Genomic DNA, 18937 nt, shown 5'->3' with positions numbered 1-18937 from the left:
TAAAAAATGCTAACTTGCATGGTTAATTTTCAAATTCTTCTAATGGTGCATCAAAATTATCAGCAATAGAAATGATATCTTTATCTATACCAAATAGAGAGGGACATTGATATTTAGATTTGAGTGCAGTTAGTTTTAACAATGGTTGGTGATTTTCGGTAATAATAATTTCTTCTCCGTTTAACGCTAGATGGAATAATTCCGATGTTTGGTTAATTGCCTGTGTGATTTCTATGGAAGACACAGTAATAGACTTGAATTTCTAATCTGATTATAGCATGATATTATAAAAATAATTCTAGGAAATATGATAAAATGTAATAGAAATATTTTCTTCATCAAAATTAGTTAAACAAAAAGCAGCTAGAAACTATGAAAGCCTTAGAAGTTACTGGAAAAATTCAACAGGGACAATTAACCTTAGACTATCCTTTAGAAGTTGATGGTTTTAATATTGTTAAGGTAATTATTCTCCTACCAGAAGCAGATGATATTGATGTTGATGATACTCCAATTCAGGAAATAAAAGAGAGTTTAACAAGGGCTTTTGAAGAAGTAAAATCCGGCAAAACCAGACCTATTTCTGAATTATGGGAGAGAATTGAGAATGAATAACATAAATCCTATCTCAATTCGATTTTCTCCTGAGTTTGAAAAACAACTGTATAAATTATCAAAACGATATTGGAAAATTCGTGATGATATTCAACCTGTTATTATACAGTTACAGGAAGGTGAAATTACAGGTGATCGTCTTATTGTCAATTATCCCAATCAGAAATTACTGAATCCTAAAAAAGTTGCTACTAGGGCAGATGTATGTGCTTTGCTATATAGAGCAATGGTGAGCGCTGTAAGTTTCTCAATCAAAATGGAATAGATGAATTTTATCGGCGGGCGGGTTATGAATATATCTCTGGAATAATTACAGGTGGTGAATTCGTCAGTACCATTGAGATTATTTCTAGTGATAGGGAAACTAAGGAAAAAATGGATGCGGAACTGAGCGCCCAAATTTCCTATAGCAATGTTGCTTCTATTGATGCTAAAGCTGAAATAAAGTCTAGATTTGCCAACCTAGCAAAATATAGCAATGTGCGAATTGAAGCTCGTTGTTATCGCACAGGTGGTGCTGGGGTGCTGGTGACAACTCCCGCAGAAGCTCTAGAATATGCAGTCAATTTTCCAGATTCAGTGCGAAAATCGGCGAGTATTTTGCAGGTACTTTGCAAACCTTATCACGATTTGCTATCTTTTCCTACCGCAATGCAAGCGATCGATATGATGACTTTGCAAAAGAAAACACGGGTATTGCAAGGTCTTTGGGAGCGCTCACAGCGGATTTCTAAACAAATTGCTGATGTGGAATATATTCTTCTAAATCCACAGCAATTTGCTCAGGTAAATGAGGCTGTTTTGAGAACAGGAAAAGCCCAGTTAGAACATCAGTTAGAAGAAGTTAATGATCAAGCAATCAAGTTTGCTAAAAACTCTATAAAATCAGGTAATGTTGTTGATTTTCCCCCCATTCCTTTGGCTTTACCAATGCGCGGGGTAGAACTCAAGTCAGCAGTAGGACAGGATTATACTAAATTACAAGATTTACTCTTTGCAAAAAACTGGAAAGAAGCAGACGAGGAAACAAGAAGGGTCATGTTAGCGGTTGCGAAGCGAGAAGAAGAAAATTATTTAGATTATGATAATTTTCCCTGTGAAGACCTTCGTACAATTGACCAGTTGTGGGTAAAATACAGTGATGGTAAATTTGGTTTTTCTGTTCAGAAACGCATTTATCAAAGTTTCGGTGGAACGAAAGAACATAAATTAGACATCTGGGACAAGTTCGGGGATAAGGTAGGATGGAGAAAAGGAGGCAAGTGGTTGGACTACAATGAGATGACTTTTGAAAATAAAGCACCAGAAGGAAACTTCCCGGGAAACGGTTTTTTTTGGTTTGATTGGGAGGAATTGGGGTATGCAGGCGGTACTAAATGTGTGAGAATGAGGTTTAATTTTGAGGGTGCGTTATCTCGCGTCGAGACTTGTAAAGTGTAACATTTAAAGGTTACAGAAAATTATTAAGAATTATAAACAGGTAATTTTCCACGAAGTATTGCGGGTTCAGGGTTTCCGATACCCGCCCTTCGGGAAGTCAAAAGTCAAAAGTCAAAAGTCAAAAGGATAAGAAATTAATTATTTTTCATCTTTCCTTTAGTTGTGACAATTGATTTAGCAATAATTCTCATCAATTGTTCACATTCATCAACAAGACCAGCTACTTTTTCATCAGGGACGATTTCTGATTTTACTAACAACTTTAACCAATACTTTGTTTCTCTTGCTTCTTTAAGTGCTATTGATTGTTTACTAACAAAATCCTTATCACTTTCAGCACTACGTAGATTCTTCAATATTAGCACCTATAGATGTACCTGATCTAAATAATTGAGCAGCTAATAATCTTGGTGTACCGGGTTGTTTATCTAAATAAGAACACAACTTTGTGATTCTTACAGCAAATTCAAAAGTTCTTTCATTTATTGGTGTATGATTATTCATGGTAATCAAAAATCAAAACCTTTAATAAATAATACATCAATTATTTTTGACTTTTGACTTTTGACTTTTGACTTCCCGAAGGGTGTCCTGATTCAGACAATTTACCCTTTAACACAAAGCACTTGTTTCAGAGTTGCCACAATTTCCACCAAATCAGATTGGTTTTTCATTACCTGTTCAATGGGTTTATAAGCAGCAGGAATTTCATCTAAAACTCCCGTATCTTTACGACATTCTACATCTTTGCGCCATTAAATCATCAAAAGTATAGACAGCTTTTTCAACTTAGCTATCGAGGTGTAGATGTTGATTGTTACCAACTCAAGTTACTCTGAAAAGTGATTGACATAAGTTGATAACACAACAAAACACAGAATATGGAAACAGAGCATAGTTTAATTCTGGATTTAACAATCGTCTTAGTCGCTACGGCATTAGGAGGATTTTTGTCCCATAGGTTACATCAACCTGTGATACTTGGTTATTTAGTGAGTGGCTTTGCTATTGGACCTTTTGGTTTCAAATTATTAAGCAACGTTGCTGATATTAAATCTTTAGCAGAAATTGGTGTCGCTTTCCTACTGTTTGCCCTGGGTGTAGAATTTTCTTTAGCAGACCTAAAACGAGTTAAACAAATTGCCATCAAAGGCAGTTTACTACAAATTGGTTTAACAATTGCCCTAGTAGCAATAGTAACTGTTTTCACAGGTTGGGCTTCGGGAATCACACAAGGAATCTTCTTAGGAGCAGTTTTATCTCTTTCTTCCACAGCAATAGTATTAAAAACACTCACAGAGAGTGGTGAAACTAATACAGTGCATGGGCAAATTATGCTGGCAATATTAATTGCTCAAGATTTAGCTTTGGGTGTGATGTTAGCAATACTTCCTGCTTTGCAACAACCCGAAAATATTGCTGTAGCACTAGGCTTTGCTTTAGTTAAAATTGCCCTGTTTGTAGTAGTTGCAATTATATTAAGTCTGTGGATAGTTCCCCGGATTTTAAGTAATATTGCCGCTACAGAAAGTAATGAATTATTTCTCTTGGTTGTAATTGCCTTATGCTTAGGAGTTTCATTAACAACTGCATACTTGGGTCTTTCCATTGCTATGGGGGCATTTGTGGCTGGTTTAATGATATCGGAAATTGATTATGCTGACCAAGCATTAGCAAAAATTTTGCCCTTGCGAGATACATTTGCTAGTCTGTTTTTTGCATCAATTGGAATGCTGATTGATCCGGCTATTCTCATTAACAATTTTGGACTAATTTTAGGACTTGTCACTTTGGTAATGCTGGGTAAAGCCGCAATTATTTTAGGCATTGTTTTAAAGTTTGGCTACTCTCTAAAAAATGCCATTATCGTCAGTTTTGGCATCAACCAAATTGGTGAATTTTCTTTTGTATTAGCCTTAGCTGGTTTAAAATTAGAACTGCTATCTCAACAAACCTATTCTTTATTGTTAGGAACAACAGCAATTACACTCGTACTAACTCCTTTATCTCTGAAAGTTGCACCTTTAATTGCCGATTATCTAAATCAAAACCCCTTCCTAGCAAAGTTCTTACAACGCTTTTCTGTCCCAAAAACAATATCTATGCCAGAAATAATTACTGATCACGTAGTAGTAGCTGGTTACGGTAGAGTTGGGCAAGTAATTGTTAGTATATTACAAAGCCAAGGATATCCAGTTGTAGTAATTGAAAATAGCGAAGCATCTGTACAAAGATTAAGAATGCGCCAAATTCCTTATATTTTTGGTGATGCAGATTCGGAGTTAGTATTAGAAAAAGCACATTTAGAGACTGCTAAAGCTTTAGCGATCGCCCTTCCTGATCCTGCTAGTACCCGCTTACTGTTGAAAAATGCTTTGACTATTGCCCCTTATTTAGATGTAATTGCTCGTTCACACAGTAATAAGGAAATTGATATTTTAGCTCAAATGGGTGCAAAAGAAGTTGTCCAACCTGAATTTGAAGCCGCATTAGAGTTAGGGAATCATTTACTAAAAACCTTGGGTGCAGGAGACAGTTACATCCAAACTGTGATCAATACTATTCGCAAAGATAGATATTTAAGTGTTAGACCTGATTAATAATAGACATCTTTTAAAAAGAGTCTGGGAGATGGGGTGTAGAGTGTAGAGAAAAATAATTATCTTTGCTTCTACCTCTCACCCTACTTTAACCTTTAACACAAAGCACTTGCTTCAAAGTTGCTACAATTTCCACCAAATCAGATTGGTTTTCCATTACCTGTTCAATGGGTTTATAAGCAGCAGGAATTTCATCTAAAACTCCCGTATCTTTACGACATTCTACCCCCTGTGTTTGCTCGATTAAATCATCAAGAGTATAGACATTTTTTGCCTTACTTCTTGACATTAATCTTCCAGCACCGTGGGAACAAGAACAAAAACTATGGGCATTTCCTTTACCTTTCACAATGAAAGATTTTGTTCCCATTGAACCAGGAATAATCCCATAATCTTCAGTTTGAGCGCGAACTGCACCTTTACGAGTGACATACACATTTTCGCCAAAATGTACTTCTTTTTCGGCGTAATTGTGATGACAATTTACCTCTAATACAGGTTTGGTAACTTTCCCACCATTGAGATGTTTTTCAACAATCTTTTTAAATCGTGACATCATCACATCACGGTTAAAAAGTGCGTAATTTTGCGCCCATTGTAAGTCTTCCCAGTAAGCTTTAAATTCTGGTGTCCCCACGACAAAGTGAGCTAAATCTGGATCTGGTAATTTGTTATTTGCCATTTTCGCTAATTCTTTAGCAGTATTAATATGGCATTGTGCGAGTTTATTACCAATATTCCGAGAACCGGAATGGAGCATTAACCAAACTTGATTTTCTGTGTCGAGACAAATTTCGATAAAGTGATTCAATTTGTTACTAATTGCCGATTAAGTTTATTCAGTCTCCACAGTCTAAGTTGAATACTGTTTCGACTTCTACTTAATACTTCCATTGAACACTCAACTGAATGGGTAGTAATAAACTGATCTTCTTGAGGTGTCCAACATTTTCTGTTGTTAACTCTCTTCATATTAGGAGGACGACTCCAACTCAATACTTCATTAGCTTTAATGATTTTTCTAGATAAAGCCAGACAACCATCATAGTATAAGTATTTTGCTAATATTTGAGCATCCTCTTTATAAACCGTGATGTTGTAAATATTATCTCTCGTATTTCTCTTTGAGGTTTTTGTTTTACCCACAATCTGCTGAATTAACTCTATATATTCCAAACAAATATGTGAGCTAGATGTAACTAAAGATAGAAAGGGAAACCCATTTGAGGTAAACCCTAGAGATTCATCTCCATCTATTAAACCTCTAAAATAATCAACTTTTGAAAAACTACAACTGGGTGGTTTTATTAAATCTGACTTACTACCTATTGGTAAACCCCATGATTCAAGATAATCTCGAAATCGTTTATCATAAACTCTCCAAATAACTGATGTAGACTTCTGACTAAAATTAGTGCTGCGAGTCCGTTCAGTAATGGAAGAATTAAACGGTATTAGATTCTTGAAAGCCCACAATATATCTTCATCTTGCTTATGAATTTCTATACTTAAACGACCTCGATCACGAGTGTTATTGTATAAATGACCATCAGTTTGAATGAAGCCGAATAAGTAGGCATAATCGGGGTGATTGAGTGTGATATTAGTGGTTTCCATAATCCCACAATATCATAAATGAAAGTGACAATTGATCAAGTCATTTCTGCTTGATTCTATACCTTCAAGTTCGGTATAGTTCGGAGTACACCTTCATCCTAAATATATATGTTAGGATGCCCAAGTCCCTCTACTCTCTACGGGGCGTTTTACCGCTTCCCTCGGTATTAGCGATCGCAGCCTTCACCGATTTGGACGAGTTTTTAATCCTACATTACTGTAAGATGGGGCAATCTTTCACCCCCACCCAGAGAACCCATTTGTTTCATCGCTTTACTTTCTAAATCTTGCACACCACGATGCAAATTAGAGAAATCGCGCCACCGTTGCCAGTTAGTTACAGCTTTTTCTACATCTTTGTTTTCATTAAATCCTGTGGGAATTGCGGCTTCAATATCGAGGCGAATTTTCTTTAGTTTACCTTCTAATTGTTCACCTGTAAATGGTGTTTTGATAGCACTCATACCGCAACCCAGGTCCACGCCCACAGCCGCAGGAATAATGGCATCTTTAGTAGCAATAACTGAACCAACTAACGCCCCTTTTCCTAAGTGAACATCGGGCATTAAAGCCACGTGCTTAAATACAAATGGCAATGAGGCTACATTCTTAGCCATTTTAGTTTCATCTGAGCCTAATGAATGATTTGCCCAAGATAAAACAGGGTGGGGTGTGGTAATTCCTAATTGTTCGTAGGGCATAATTTTAATTGGGGATTTGAGGTTTTAGTAAAAACGCCAATCATCTGGAGTTTTTGGACAAAACTTTTATCTTGAATCTTTTTGTATTACAACAATACTACATAATTTATTGCTCTGTCAAGCTATGACAACAAGATCCCCGACTTCTTCGAGAAATCGGGGATCTGACTCTTGTATATGTTCAAAAATGGGTTAATCTTAAATGTATTCCGGTAATTTACTCTGATAAATAATCATCTGGAGGATTGTTTCCAGTTTTTACTATGAGTTTAAAGGCAGTTTTATTTGATTTTAATGGTGTCATTATTAAAGATGGATCAATCCATATTCAATTGATAGATGATATTCTTGTACAGGAAAATCTTCAACCTCAACGGGTGCAGGAACGTCAAGCTTTTTTAGGGATAGGCTCTCGCGCGTATCTGCAAAATCTGTTGAAAAGTCGTGGTAGGATGGTGACGGAAGCTTATATGATGCAGTTACTCACCCGCAAAGCTCAAGGTTTGGGAGAAGAATATCAAGTTTATAAGGTTAGAGTTAAAAATAGTAATATTCAAAAAGGTGATACCACGCTCTACTATTGGGTTTTTAAATACTTTAAAAGATAATTTTTATACAACTGAATATCAAGATTATCAAACCTTTCTGCAAATGACCACAGAAATTGAACATCAAAGTTGTTTAATTCTCATTAGTCAGGAAAAATGTCAAGAAATGATATCATTAGATAACGAACTTTACCCGATTCATTCCTTAGAACTATCAGGTTTAAATAATGCAGCTACAGAGATATTAAAAAAAAGTGTCACACTGAAAATCTGTTGTAGGGTGCGTCAGACTGCATAAATTCTGCAAATAAACAGATTATTGATATCTGACGCACCCTACCAATGTGCCAGTTGCGTAAGTCCTGATAAAGTGGCTATGGACTGATAGAATGTGTTCACTTTCATAGCTAAGTTGCTTGTAAACGGGGTATTTATGAATCAAATTCATCGGGTGGCGATTGTCGGCGGAAATCACGGTAATGAGTTAACGGGAGTTTACTTAGTGAAAAAGTTTCAGCAATATCCCCATTTAATTCATCGAGGCAGTTTTGAAACTTTATCATTACTTGGTAATCCTAAAGCTATTGCTGCACGGACAAGATATATTGATACGGATCTGAATCGTTGCTTTAATCAAGATAAATTATCAAATTCAAAAATTTCAAGTTACGAAGCATTAAGGGCGCGAGAAATTCAACAAATATTACAACCAGAAAATCAAAAATCTGTAGATACAATTATTGATGTACATACGACTACTGCCAATATGGGATTATGTATTATTCTGGGAAATTGGCATCCTTTCCTGCTCAAATTAGCTGCTGATTTGAGTGCAGTTAATCCTTTGGTGAAGGTTTATATTCATGAACAACCTCAAGGTAGTGGTTTTCTGCGTTCTTTGTGTGATTTGGGTTTTGCGATTGAAGTTGGTGCCGTACCCCAGGGAATTTTAAATGCGGAATTATTTCAACAGACTGAACAACTTATTTATAGTATTTTAGATTATTTTGAAGACTATAATCAAGGAAAAGATTTGCCCAAAAATAATACACTAACAGTCTACAAATCAATTGGTGTGATTGATTATCCAAGAAATGAAGTAGGGGAAATTCAGGCGATGATTCATCCCCAACTTCAATTCCAAGATTATGAACCTTTGCATCCTGGTGATCCTATTTTTCTGACTTTCACAGGAGAAGAAATTTTCTATCAAGGAAATTCTACTGTTTATCCGATCTTTATTAATGAAGCTGCCTATTACGAGAAAGGAATTGCGATGCACATTAGCGAACAGCAGTTAATTAAGATTGGCTAATTCTCTGGTTTCCATGACTCTGATGATATTGTCTTTTCTCATTAATTCACGATATACACTTAGTGTTTCTTCATTCACTCGTGCTGCACTAAATCTTTCTAGATTTTGCTGGGCGCGGAATTTCCACTGATCTAAAAGTTGGCGATCGCTCAATAATTGTGTCAAAGTATTAGCTAAGGCTGGAATATCCTTGGGTGGCACTAAAATCCCCGCCTGACTATCATCTAAAGTCTCAGGAATGCCATCTACATCACTGGCTACGATTGCACAACCAGCTTCCCGCGCTTCCGTTAGCACTAAGCCAAAAGATTCACAATGTGAAGCCAAAACAAAGATATCTGTTCCTAACATATAGCGTTGCGGTTCTGCCTGAAATCCCTCAAAATGAATGCGTTGGCGCAGCCCGCCGTAGGCATTGCTGAAATCTGTATTTTGCACCATAGACTCGAACATCAGTCTGTCTGGACCATCTCCTACCAAATATAAATGTGCTTGCGGAAAGTCTATGGAAACTATTTTAAATGCCTCAATTAACTCATAAATACCTTTGCGGGTATACATCCCAGCCACAGTAGTTATAGATGGATGTGGCATTTTTACAGGTTGATAATCTGCAAGTTTTTTATGCCGAGGACTTCCTAAAGTTCCATTACTAACCACTCGTAACTTCTGAGGTGGAATACCCCGTTTAATCATTGAATTAGCCACTGCTTTACTAACTGCAATTACCTGGTCAGCTAATCCCATGAGGATAGCACTATGTTGAAACTCATTATGGACAGTAGAAACTAAATGATATTCTCGATTATTGCGAAGAATCCCTGCTAAAATTGCCCCTGTCATCATGTGTACATGAACAATATCCGGTTGAAAATCTTTAATAATTTGGCGATAATGCCAAGCAGCTTTAATCAGATTTAATGGTGTCCGACATTGATTTAAATGAAAATGTTCAACACCGTGATCTGCTAATAATTTTTCATATTCTCCACCAGCAGATGCTACAGCAATATCCAGACCACTTTTTGCTTGTAAACAAGCTAAATCTACAGCAACATTAACAATTCCATTACCGATTTTTTCAACATGATTAGTAATATGTAGAATCCGCATTTAAATTTTCTCCACTGTAATTATTTATAGCAAATCTTCAGATGCGTTTTCCCTGTCCCTACCTTACTCGGATTTAAAAAATATTTCTTCCGAATATAAAAATCGGTTAATAAATCCCCGAGGTAACATCTCAAGCTGGGAAGAATAGGCAGCAATAGCTTTTTGTTTTTTCTCTTTTACTGATGTTACTGATAAGCGATAAGCCGCTGCAATATCTTGTAACTTCAACAGAATAAATAATGGCGATCGCCAAAATACCCAAATAGGGTATTGAAGTATTTCTGTATGAATTTGCGATTGGATAATTGCCTCTTTCACTAAATTATAAGTAGCTTCATGATCTTGATGACAGTCTTTACGGTGAGGCACATAAACCTCTCCCGGTTGATATAAATTTAGTAGTTCTGAAATTTCAGTAATTATCTGTTGCCTTTTCTCTATATTCAAAGAAGCTAAACTGCCATCTTGGTGATTTAAAAAATGAATCTCTGAAGGGTTTACTCCCAAAATATTTAACGCCATCAAAGATTCTTGTTGACGAATCTGGATAACTTGATTTTGCATAAGTGGATCTAAGCCATGAGAACCTCTACCGTCAGTTAAAAAAGTTATACCTACTTGTATTCCTTGTTCTCTTTTACGAGCAATCATCCCTCCACAACCAAAGGTTTCATCGTCTTGATGAGGAGAAAAAACCATTGCTGATTTTTCAGAAAATTTCAAAGGCTGACTTCCCCAATGCAAAATCCACCAGGAAATTAAACTACAATGAATATATTGTATCTGATTTAACAATTTATTAGGGATGATTTTTTCTAAAGAGATTAGGTTTTTTTTATGATTCATAAATTTAAAATTGATTCCAGACAAAATTCAAGTTTTGTAGATAATAAATATTGATGCTTCCCATAATTAAAATAACTATTTTTATAATAGTCAAACCCTAGACAAGAGTATTTATTTTTTTAATAAAGTTATGCTGAACATATCAATAAGAAAGTGTTTAAAAATCAGATAGATGCCAAAAAACTCTCTCAGAGTCTGTTTAAAAAGTCATGATTGCTGTATCGAATATTTTACCCCTCCCTAACCCTCCCCTTATAAAGGGGAGGGAACTAGTACCGCAAGGCGGAAGTCAAAAGTCAAAAGTCAAAAGTCAAAATGAAGACAGTATAGGCTTTTGGAGGATTTAGAATGGTTGGTTTATTTACGCCGTTTTGTACTAGTAGTCTGTCAACCCGAAAATGACGGGTGAAGAGAGGCACCGGGGGCAGGGGAGGGAAGAACAGAAGTTTTTTCCGATCATTACCCGTCAAAATAAATTTGACGAACTACTAGATTTTTATTGTCACCCCTCTTCACAAAGGGAAAGGGGGGTAACAATGTGATGAAAATTACGGGATACCACTTTTCAAACAACCTCTCAGTAGTATGGAGGATTAGCAAAGAATAAATTTGAATTGCCTATATTTTACAAAAAGCTGGATCAGTTGACGACTAAGGCTTGAATGCTTACTATTTTTCTAGCCAGAAGTGTTTCTATAGAAACAGTAAATTATCAGTTAGATTAGTTAGAATTTATGGAAATCATCGAAATCCCCATAACCTACCATATAGCGGTATGCACTCTTTGTGAGATCCAGTCAGCAAATCGTTAAGCCTGTAGGGACGTGGTTTTCCCGTCCTCGATTGTATTGCATCCTAAGGAATGTGAATTAAATAAGGTGCAAAAGTAGGGTGTGTTAGCGACAGCGTAACGCACCATTCCAGGTTACATCAGAATTGCAGGTTATTAAATTTGCGTTCCTAAAAATAACTGCTATATAAAGTTAAGCAGTGCTTAATCACAGTAGGGCTTGATGTTTACCATTAAATTTAGCTAGTTTTTGTATTCCATCAGACTGTAATGATTACTAAATTTTGGCTGAAGTTATAAATTGAGTAATTATTGCATTAGTATAAGTTATCTTGGGTATGCAATGGTGTGCCACTATCATGCAGATGAATTGGATTAGTTTACTAAAAGCGCAACAAACTGACTTCTTAAACCGGGTGAAAAAACCGAAGACGGCGGATCTTTCTCTTTTAGAAAGTCGAGTTAAAGGTTATCACAGTGAGGTAATGGCATTTGCGGGGGATTCATTAACGAAAATTCTTGAATGTTCTCGTCAGCAAGCTGAAATCCTCGCCAAAAACCCTCCACCGATACCACCTGAATATCCTGAATATCCTGATTGGAGCATTCCCTTTCCGACCTATTTTCAACGCCAAGCAGAAGATTATCTTGTCCGTGAACAAATTGTTGATTGGATGATTACGGAACGGTTAGGAAAATTGGTGAGAAAAGTGCCACAAGACACTTTAGAAAATATGGGTTTGGATGATGAGGGAAATTTACGCGGTGAAAGTAAGTTTACTTATTTGTTAGCAAATAACCCAAAAGTAAGTATTCAAATTCACGTAGCAGATGGAGAAAGTTTTAATGGCATTAAAAAAGATAAAATTCGTTGGTCTGTTAGTCAAGAAGATATCAATAACCACCAAGTATTGATTTTCTTGTGTTTGTTTTATCCAGGAAATACCCAGTCAGGATACCACAAACAAACAGTGATTACTGGTTTTTTACCGACAAATCAACTAGATTTTTCAGACTCAAAGATTTATCTAACTCCCAGCAGCCTATTGTATGCAGGAGGATTAAATTGGTATTTACAGTCTCTGGGTGGTAAACCAGATGATGTACCAAGAACTGATGAGAAAATGATGGTAGAAACCATTCAAACCTTACCACCAGAACATCCCAAAAAGAAGATTATTGGTGATTGGGAATGCTGGCAAACATTAAAAGGACATACCAAAGGTATTAACTGTTTAGCCTATGCTATCAAAACTTTAGTAGTCCAGGATGCCGGAACTAAAAATGTGAAAACAATCCCGATGTTAGCTAGTGGTAGCAGGGGAGAAACAAAATTATGGGACTTATCAAAAGGTGAATTAATCGAGACATTATCAGAATATCCTTGGGTTATTTCTGCCAACGTAGATGAGGTTAATTCCCTGGCTTTTAGCACCGATGGACAAACATTAGTAAGTGTAGGTGCAGATTCCACCGTTAAAATTTGGCATACTGGGGCGTTGGATCTAATTGATATTCTCCATAAACATCATGGAGATGTCCGTTGTGTGGCGTTTACACCTGATGGTAAGATGTTAGCGACTGGTGGTCATGATCGCCAGATTTTGTTTTGGAACTTGCGCGATCGCCAAGTCGAAAATACCCTATCTTTAGATGATACAGCAGCCCATTCCATGGTGTTAAGTCAAGATGGGAAAATTTTGATTACAGGTAGTTATCGCAAAATCAAAGTTTGGGAAACATCCTCAACACTCAATCAGAAAAATTTGCCAGATACACAACCAATATACACACTGATGGGTCATTCTCATATTGTCAGTTCCCTAGCCATGAGTGCTGATGCTAAATTTTTAGTCAGTGGTAGTCAAGATCAAACTATTCGAGTTTGGAATTTAGCTACTGGGGAATTAGTTCACACTCTCAAAGGACATCGAGATAGTGTGAATACAGTTGCTTTAAGTCCTGATGAACAAATTATTGCTAGTGGTAGTGCTGATAAAACTATCAAATTGTGGGATTTACAATCTGGGGAATTATTAGGGACATTTGCCGGTCATGCTAATACAGTCACAGCTTTATCCTTTACTGCTTCTGGAGAAATGTTAGTCAGTGGGAGTTTGGACAAAACAATTAAAATTTGGCAGCGGAGTTAGATAAAAACGGCGGTCGTCTCTACAAGTTTGTGCCACTTACAAAACTGGTACAAATTTTTTATGAATAACTGCTTGACTGGCTGCTATTTTCGTGATTTTAATTGAGTACAGTTACGGAACTGGTAAGTTATAAAAGAAGGGAACAGGGAACAGGGAACAGGGAACAGGGAACAGATAAGAAACACTCATTTGCTGAGTTTAGAGCTTCAGTCAAAAAAAAGATGTTTTTAAACCTCTTAAAACCTCTTACCTTTGCGCCTTTGCGTGAGGATAAATTCATACTTCAATTATGCAACGCCCAATTTTTAATGTTTAATAGCTTTACTTGTAATAGATGCACCCAATATCTCTGATATCCAGACTTCAATATTGCGGATAGGATGGGAACGGAGGGCTGTAAAATCGGGATGGATAATTGGTTCAACTAAAATTGTAAACATTCCCAAGCGATTACCAGCTAAAACATCTGTAAACAAGCGATCGCCTACCATCCCCACTTGATGTACAGGTAAATTCATCTCCTGCAACGCCGCCCGAATTTTCCGTCGGGAGGGTTTAGCCGCACCCAAATAATAAGGTAAATTAAGAGAACGGGCAATGCCACCAATTCGCGCTTCACTTAAATTATTACTAACTAACCACAATGTCGTACAAACCCGAATTTCTTCTATCCATGCTTGCAATTCTGGGAAAGTAGAACTTGTTGTCATCGGTACTAAAGTTTCATCCACATCTAATACTAGCCCTTTCAGCCCATATTGTCGGATAACATCTGGTGTCAGCGTCAAAACTGAACCTGCTAAAATCAAGTTAGGCTCTAATAGATGGTTGCGAGTCATAATTTTTTGTGAAGGCTAGGAGGTGGGGGCGCAGGGCTTGCGCCCAGTCAGGATTCAGGAGTCAGGAGGAAGAAAGAAAAATTTGAGGTTCAGATTTATTAAGCAAGCCGTTCTATAAAACTTACCCAAAATTACCAAAGTCTAGACACATCTGGACAGCGATAATCTTAGTGTTTATTTCCTGCTTCATCGCGGTCTTAGAATGACTTCCAATCTTGTTTGCCCGCTCCACAGGCAATCTCGGTAGAACTTACCGTTTCTGACCGTAGTTCCTAAAAAGAACCCTATTAAATTTAGATTTTTGAATAAGGCAAAAGGCAAAAGGCAATAGTAATTAAATCACCAATCACCAATTACCAATTACCAATTACTCAACTTCATTAAAAAGATGTTCTTCTAAGAGGGGTTGAAATTTACGGAACTCTTCAGGAGAAAGTAATTCTGGTTCACCTGTTTTCGTAATTCTGGCAAAAAAGAGCAAGGGGTCGAGGGGAGTATAAATTGCATACTCCTGTTCATCATGATAAAAAGTGGCAATTTCCATTAATTGCTCTGGTTCTAAACCATTTTCTTCATCTTCAATTTCTAAAGTAAAGAATTTCGATTCATCTTCAGGAGGCAACTCACCTGCTACAGTCAAAGCATAAGCAGTATTCTTGAGAATTAGATTTTGCTCGGAAAGCACAGCTTGAGCAGTGCCGAAAATTTGGTCTATGATTTCATCATCTTCCACCAAAACGGCTTCTTCTTCGTCGCCATCGGCTTGCCAAGCAAAAATTTCTATTGGTGAATCTACAGGAAGAAGGAGAACATATTTTTCTCCCTCTACATCGAGGGTATGCTCGATGTAACATTCTAGTGTTCGTTTTAGCTCATCTGTTAAAATCAGAGAACTTTCGGAATCGTGATCATTGTCTTCAGGAAGTGGAGATGAATGCATAGCTGAATTATGTAACTGTAACAATACTCTTATATATGGAGATCATTGAACCGCTAAATGACAGCCGATGTCAACCATAAATTCAGAGATAGAAGTAATAGTTTTTAGAATACCATGTTAAAAGGGATCACTCATCAGCAAATGTTACCGATCTCGGTGCTGAACTACGTCTAGCATCTAGCCACTGCTGTAAAATCAATGCAGCAGCCTTACGGTCAATCAAACCCTTATTTCTTGATGGAGAGCGATTCTCAGCTATTAGCAGTTGTTCTGCTTGATAAGAAGTTAATCTTTCATCCATATATTCCAAAGGAAGTTTCAGTGCTTCTGCTAATCTAGCCGCAAATTTTTGGACATGACGGGCTTGAAAACCGATAGAACCATCCATTGAATAAGGTAAACCAACAATGAGAATTTGCACTTGTCGCTCATTGACTATTTGCTGAATTTTCTCGACATCTTCGACAAAAGACTTACGCTCAATTGTGGTTATACCCGTAGCAATTAATCCTGTGCCATCACACCCAGCTAAACCAATGCGTTTACTACCAACATCCACACCCAACGCGGAAATAAATGATTTTGATGGCTGTTGGGAGATCACGCTATTGTTGCTCATGGGGTTCATCTGTGGCTGAATCTGATGGACAAGATGTGTCTATTATATTAGGGTTTTGATGATTGAAAGCTACAATTTCCGACTGAACTAGTGTAGCTCTTTCTGGCTGTACTTGCTGTGGTTGCGGCATCCATGACATCCCCCCAGGAATAGGCTTCCGGGTTGGTTGCAGTCCTTGTAACATTTCCTGCCACTGGATTCCTTCTAGGGAGACAAATTTCGATTCTCGTAGTTTATGCCAGACGGAACGAGACATGATCAGGGTATGTTCTTGGCGTTTAGCCCCAATTCGCTCTAAATATTCTTCTCTTTCTGGCTGATAGTCTGAAGAAGCTAATTGTAATCCCTGTTGGGGGAAATCTTGGGCGATACGGGCTAATTGAGATAATAGTTCAGGATACAACCAAGTATAGGCAGGATGAACTGTCAGTGTGGCGATATGGGGTTTTGTCCCTGTGCGATCCAGTTGCACCTGAAAATAACCAATAGCTGCTTTCCGCTGGGGTTCAAAGACATAACCACTGACAACTTCGGTTTTTGTCATCCACTGCTTGAGGGCATCACCAATAGCACCAAACAAAGTGGTTTTAAAATCGTGGGTATGTCGGTCAAATACTTGCCGTACCAGAGGTGGCATTGATGCTGTATCTAGTTGATATAGTAAGGGAGCATCAGCATTACTGACTGGTAAGAGGTTGGGTAAATCTGGCTCGGTTTGAATTAATTCTGCTAATAACTGGGGACTAATTTCCCAGTATGTCATTTCTGCCAGCCGTTGAAATCCATTGTGGCGATACAGCGCTAAGGCATCAACGTCATTAATATTAACTTCTAATATCCACGTCCGTGCTTCTAAAATAGATTCAAAGCAATGGCGTAGTAGTTGTGAACCTACTCCCAGGCGATCGCCAGTTCCTGCTAACATCACCCGATCAATTCGCCAAGTGCTGCGAGTTCGGTTAAAAGGCGAGACTTGAATCATTCCCAGTAGCGTCCTTCCCTGTTCGGCAACATAGACCCAGAAACGGTACTGTAACGGATTGGGAAACCAACTTAAGAATTTGAGTAACCCATACCAGTGTTTTAACCATTGCATTTGCCGCATCGCCGCATCAGTTTCTTGGGAAGAAAGATGGGACAATGATTCTTGAGTTAAGCGATCAATTCCTTCCAAATCCCGATGTTGGACTGGTCGGATAACAACGCTGAGGTTTCGAGGGAGTAGTGAAGTCATTTTGATTCAAGCCGCCATTTAACCTTTACAAAATATGATTGGTGATGTAATACTCTAATCATTTTAATGGCTTTTTGCTCTTAGGTCTTGCTTCCAAAGAGTGATTTTCTTAACTAAATGCGTAAAAAAATATAAAAAGCAGAAATTGTGAGTATACCTTTAGTGTGAAAACCACAATGTCTGCTTCTATTCTATGGTAATTCTACTAAAAATACTCTTAACTATTCACCGTAAGTTCAGGAGTTCAGAAGTTTAGGAGCATGGCTAACGCCACGCTGCGCTACCACCAATACCGTAAGCGAAAACCAAGCTGATAGGTAAGTGTTACCAGAGAAAGATTTGGGTCTTGGGAATCAGGACTTCTGCCCTTGGAGGGAATGTCAGACCAATAGAACTACGAAGTTCTGGAGGCTACTCCCGATGAATTGCGAAGACCACACTGCACCGAAAGTCAGTGTGTGGTAGTTCACATCTATAGACCTTGGCGAGAAGCAAATTTTTCAAATTCCGCTTGGGTTTGATGCAGTAATTGTTGACGACTATCTTGAATTGTTTGTTTGAAGTTGGGAACTAAGTTGGGAACCAAGTTGCGAGCTTGTAGTGTCATGTGCAGTTGTAGATGAGCAACGTATTCGCTTATATCTTGGTTATCTACAGTTGCGCCCGTTAATACATTTGATTCCATTGCCACTGAGTTCTCCTTGATGAATTAGTTGTAATTGCTTTACTAGACTAGATCAGAAGTTATCATATTTTTTACTTAACTGCCTATTTCGCAATGAAGTGTAATGATTGGGAAAGAGGGAACAGCCAAGAATCAAGATACAGCATATTGTGGGTAATTGACACTCTCAGGGCTAAAGCCGCTGAGATTCTGCGGACAGAGTAAATTTAGGCAATGCCCAAAGTTTAATTCTCGCTACGGTCGTCAAACACCGTCTACCCAGTAAGCCTAAGTCTAAGCTTAGATTGCTGGCTACTTTTCGCAGAATGTTAGCTGCGCCGTTCAAATCTGCATTTATCATTGAACCATTACCTGACTGATACAAGCCACGTTTAACACGCATTCCAGATGCTTTCCACCCGTCTGGTTTTTCACCAAACTTGGGTAGGGAGTCTCCATCTAGAAAACTAGCTTTTGATGTGTACGCTTCCTCAGTTTCTTGAAATCTAATACCGTGCAAACCGCAAAGTTGGATTAGCCGGGTTTTGAGTTTACCTAATGGCATTTGGACAAACTTTTGATTGTTAATCCTTCCCATATTGGCGTTAGATTTAAACCCTTCATTCCAACCAATTACTAACGTACCAATGCCATATTTTAAGCAATGGTCAACAATTAGTTTTGCAGCTTTGTTAACCGTCACGCATTTGATGGTTACGTTTACGGGTTACACGGTCTAACCAGTTATCCCAATAAGCTTCTGACTTTCCGTCCTTGCGAGTAGATACTTTCTTATTCCACAACTGGTTCATAGCTTTCATTGCACGGGCATCAATCAATAGGGAATTGCCCAATGTATCAACGCAAGCCGCTAAATTATCAGACGTTCCCAAGTCAATAGAT

19 protein-coding genes and 5 pseudogenes are annotated in these 18937 nt (G+C 37.7%); 8 read left to right on the top strand and 16 right to left on the bottom strand.

Going from position 1 to position 18937, the window contains the following annotated elements; genetic code table 11:
• Positions 1-22: 22 nt before the first annotated feature.
• Positions 23-244 carry a type II toxin-antitoxin system Phd/YefM family antitoxin gene (locus FJR37_RS06940; RefSeq protein ID WP_168465634.1) on the bottom strand — a complete coding sequence of 74 codons (222 nt, stop codon included), beginning with the start codon at positions 242-244 and terminating at the stop codon, positions 23-25.
• 128 nt (positions 245-372) lie between these two features.
• Between FJR37_RS06940 and FJR37_RS06935 the strand changes: the two genes are divergently transcribed.
• The 3 genes from FJR37_RS06935 to FJR37_RS06925 all read left to right on the top strand — a co-directional run bounded on the left by FJR37_RS06935 (position 373) and on the right by FJR37_RS06925 (position 2055).
• Positions 373-615, top strand: a complete 243-nt coding sequence (locus FJR37_RS06935; protein WP_039203843.1) for a hypothetical protein — start codon at positions 373-375, stop codon at positions 613-615.
• Positions 608-880: a hypothetical protein gene (locus tag FJR37_RS06930; RefSeq protein WP_168465633.1), complete on the top strand. Its 273-nt coding sequence runs from the start codon at positions 608-610 to the stop codon at positions 878-880. The genes FJR37_RS06935 and FJR37_RS06930 overlap by 8 nt, the downstream gene beginning before the upstream one ends.
• Before the next feature lie 110 nt (positions 881-990).
• Entirely contained in the window at positions 991-2055 is a 1065-nt protein-coding gene (locus FJR37_RS06925) for a GUN4 domain-containing protein (RefSeq protein WP_168465632.1), read from the top strand.
• A gap of 134 nt (positions 2056-2189) precedes the next feature.
• Here the strand turns inward: FJR37_RS06925 and FJR37_RS27650 are convergent, their stop codons facing one another.
• The 3 genes and pseudogenes from FJR37_RS27650 to FJR37_RS06915 all read right to left on the bottom strand — a co-directional run.
• Entirely contained in the window at positions 2190-2411 is a 222-nt protein-coding gene (locus tag FJR37_RS27650; RefSeq protein ID WP_371416105.1) for a four helix bundle protein, read from the bottom strand.
• Positions 2395-2559, bottom strand: a complete 165-nt coding sequence (locus tag FJR37_RS27645; protein ID WP_371416106.1) for a four helix bundle protein — start codon at positions 2557-2559, stop codon at positions 2395-2397. Before FJR37_RS27645 ends, FJR37_RS27650 begins: the two co-directional genes overlap by 17 nt.
• A 101-nt stretch (positions 2560-2660) precedes the next feature.
• Positions 2661-2838, bottom strand: a pseudogene (locus FJR37_RS06915) (RtcB family protein); the annotation flags it as partial.
• Between the two features lie 98 nt (positions 2839-2936).
• Here FJR37_RS06915 and FJR37_RS06910 point away from each other — a divergent pair.
• Positions 2937-4655 (top strand): cation:proton antiporter, encoded by a 1719-nt coding sequence (locus FJR37_RS06910; protein ID WP_039200725.1) that lies wholly within the window; start codon positions 2937-2939, stop codon positions 4653-4655.
• Between the two features lie 88 nt (positions 4656-4743).
• Here FJR37_RS06910 and FJR37_RS06905 read toward each other — a convergent pair.
• The 3 genes and pseudogenes from FJR37_RS06905 to FJR37_RS06895 all read right to left on the bottom strand — a co-directional run.
• A pseudogene (locus tag FJR37_RS06905) lies at positions 4744-5463 on the bottom strand (RtcB family protein); the annotation flags it as partial.
• Positions 5463-6272: a hypothetical protein gene (locus FJR37_RS06900; RefSeq protein WP_168465631.1), complete on the bottom strand. Its 810-nt coding sequence runs from the start codon at positions 6270-6272 to the stop codon at positions 5463-5465. The pseudogene FJR37_RS06905 and the gene FJR37_RS06900, both read right to left, overlap by 1 nt.
• A 239-nt stretch (positions 6273-6511) precedes the next feature.
• Positions 6512-6973 (bottom strand): annotated as a pseudogene (locus FJR37_RS06895) (RtcB family protein); the annotation flags it as partial.
• A 263-nt stretch (positions 6974-7236) separates the two neighbouring features.
• Between FJR37_RS06895 and FJR37_RS06890 the strand changes: the two are divergent.
• The 3 genes and pseudogenes from FJR37_RS06890 to FJR37_RS06880 all read left to right on the top strand — a co-directional run.
• Positions 7237-7473 (top strand): annotated as a pseudogene (locus FJR37_RS06890) (HAD family phosphatase); the annotation flags it as partial.
• A 61-nt stretch (positions 7474-7534) separates the two neighbouring features.
• Positions 7535-7819, top strand: a complete 285-nt coding sequence (locus FJR37_RS26390; RefSeq protein ID WP_199308422.1) for a hypothetical protein — start codon at positions 7535-7537, stop codon at positions 7817-7819.
• Between the two features lie 135 nt (positions 7820-7954).
• Positions 7955-8836: an aspartoacylase gene (locus FJR37_RS06880; protein WP_039200721.1), complete on the top strand. Its 882-nt coding sequence runs from the start codon at positions 7955-7957 to the stop codon at positions 8834-8836.
• Here FJR37_RS06880 and FJR37_RS06875 read toward each other — a convergent pair.
• Both FJR37_RS06875 and FJR37_RS06870 read right to left on the bottom strand, forming a co-directional pair.
• Positions 8819-9949: a glycosyltransferase family 4 protein gene (locus FJR37_RS06875; RefSeq protein WP_039200720.1), complete on the bottom strand. Its 1131-nt coding sequence runs from the start codon at positions 9947-9949 to the stop codon at positions 8819-8821. The genes FJR37_RS06880 and FJR37_RS06875 overlap by 18 nt on opposite strands.
• Before the next feature lie 63 nt (positions 9950-10012).
• Entirely contained in the window at positions 10013-10795 is a 783-nt protein-coding gene (locus FJR37_RS06870) for a PIG-L deacetylase family protein (RefSeq protein ID WP_168465630.1), read from the bottom strand.
• Positions 10796-11944: 1149 nt separating this feature from the next.
• On the opposite strand from FJR37_RS06870, the gene FJR37_RS06865 reads away from it, so the two are divergent.
• Positions 11945-13738, top strand: a complete 1794-nt coding sequence (locus FJR37_RS06865; protein ID WP_168465629.1) for a WD40 repeat domain-containing protein — start codon at positions 11945-11947, stop codon at positions 13736-13738.
• Between the two features lie 305 nt (positions 13739-14043).
• Here the strand turns inward: FJR37_RS06865 and FJR37_RS06860 are convergent, their stop codons facing one another.
• From FJR37_RS06860 to FJR37_RS27640, 7 genes and pseudogenes are all read right to left on the bottom strand, one after another.
• Positions 14044-14577, bottom strand: a complete 534-nt coding sequence (locus FJR37_RS06860) for a YqeG family HAD IIIA-type phosphatase (protein WP_039200717.1) — start codon at positions 14575-14577, stop codon at positions 14044-14046.
• A 367-nt stretch (positions 14578-14944) separates the two neighbouring features.
• Positions 14945-15517 carry a DUF3727 domain-containing protein gene (locus FJR37_RS06855; protein WP_039200716.1) on the bottom strand — a complete coding sequence of 191 codons (573 nt, stop codon included), beginning with the start codon at positions 15515-15517 and terminating at the stop codon, positions 14945-14947.
• A 127-nt stretch (positions 15518-15644) separates the two neighbouring features.
• Entirely contained in the window at positions 15645-16136 is a 492-nt protein-coding gene (gene ruvX, locus FJR37_RS06850; protein WP_051424362.1) for a Holliday junction resolvase RuvX, read from the bottom strand.
• Positions 16123-17370: a GNAT family N-acetyltransferase gene (locus FJR37_RS06845; RefSeq protein WP_039200715.1), complete on the bottom strand. Its 1248-nt coding sequence runs from the start codon at positions 17368-17370 to the stop codon at positions 16123-16125. The genes ruvX and FJR37_RS06845 overlap by 14 nt, the downstream gene beginning before the upstream one ends.
• A 472-nt stretch (positions 17371-17842) precedes the next feature.
• Positions 17843-18055: a hypothetical protein gene (locus FJR37_RS06840; protein WP_039200714.1), complete on the bottom strand. Its 213-nt coding sequence runs from the start codon at positions 18053-18055 to the stop codon at positions 17843-17845.
• A 172-nt stretch (positions 18056-18227) separates the two neighbouring features.
• The gene (locus tag FJR37_RS06835) at positions 18228-18737 is read right to left on the bottom strand and encodes an IS200/IS605 family accessory protein TnpB-related protein (RefSeq protein WP_371416104.1); all 510 of its coding nucleotides are present in this window, start codon (positions 18735-18737) and stop codon (positions 18228-18230) included.
• Positions 18727-18937: pseudogene (locus tag FJR37_RS27640) on the bottom strand (RNA-guided endonuclease TnpB family protein); the annotation flags it as partial. The gene FJR37_RS06835 and the pseudogene FJR37_RS27640, both read right to left, overlap by 11 nt.

This window comes from Aphanizomenon sp. UHCC 0183 (genome assembly GCF_009712065.1).
Taxonomy (GTDB): Bacteria; Cyanobacteriota; Cyanobacteriia; order Cyanobacteriales; family Nostocaceae; genus Dolichospermum; species Dolichospermum heterosporum.
The sequence above is the reverse complement of the archived record's forward strand: the minus strand, read 5'-3'. Positions and strand labels throughout refer to the sequence as shown.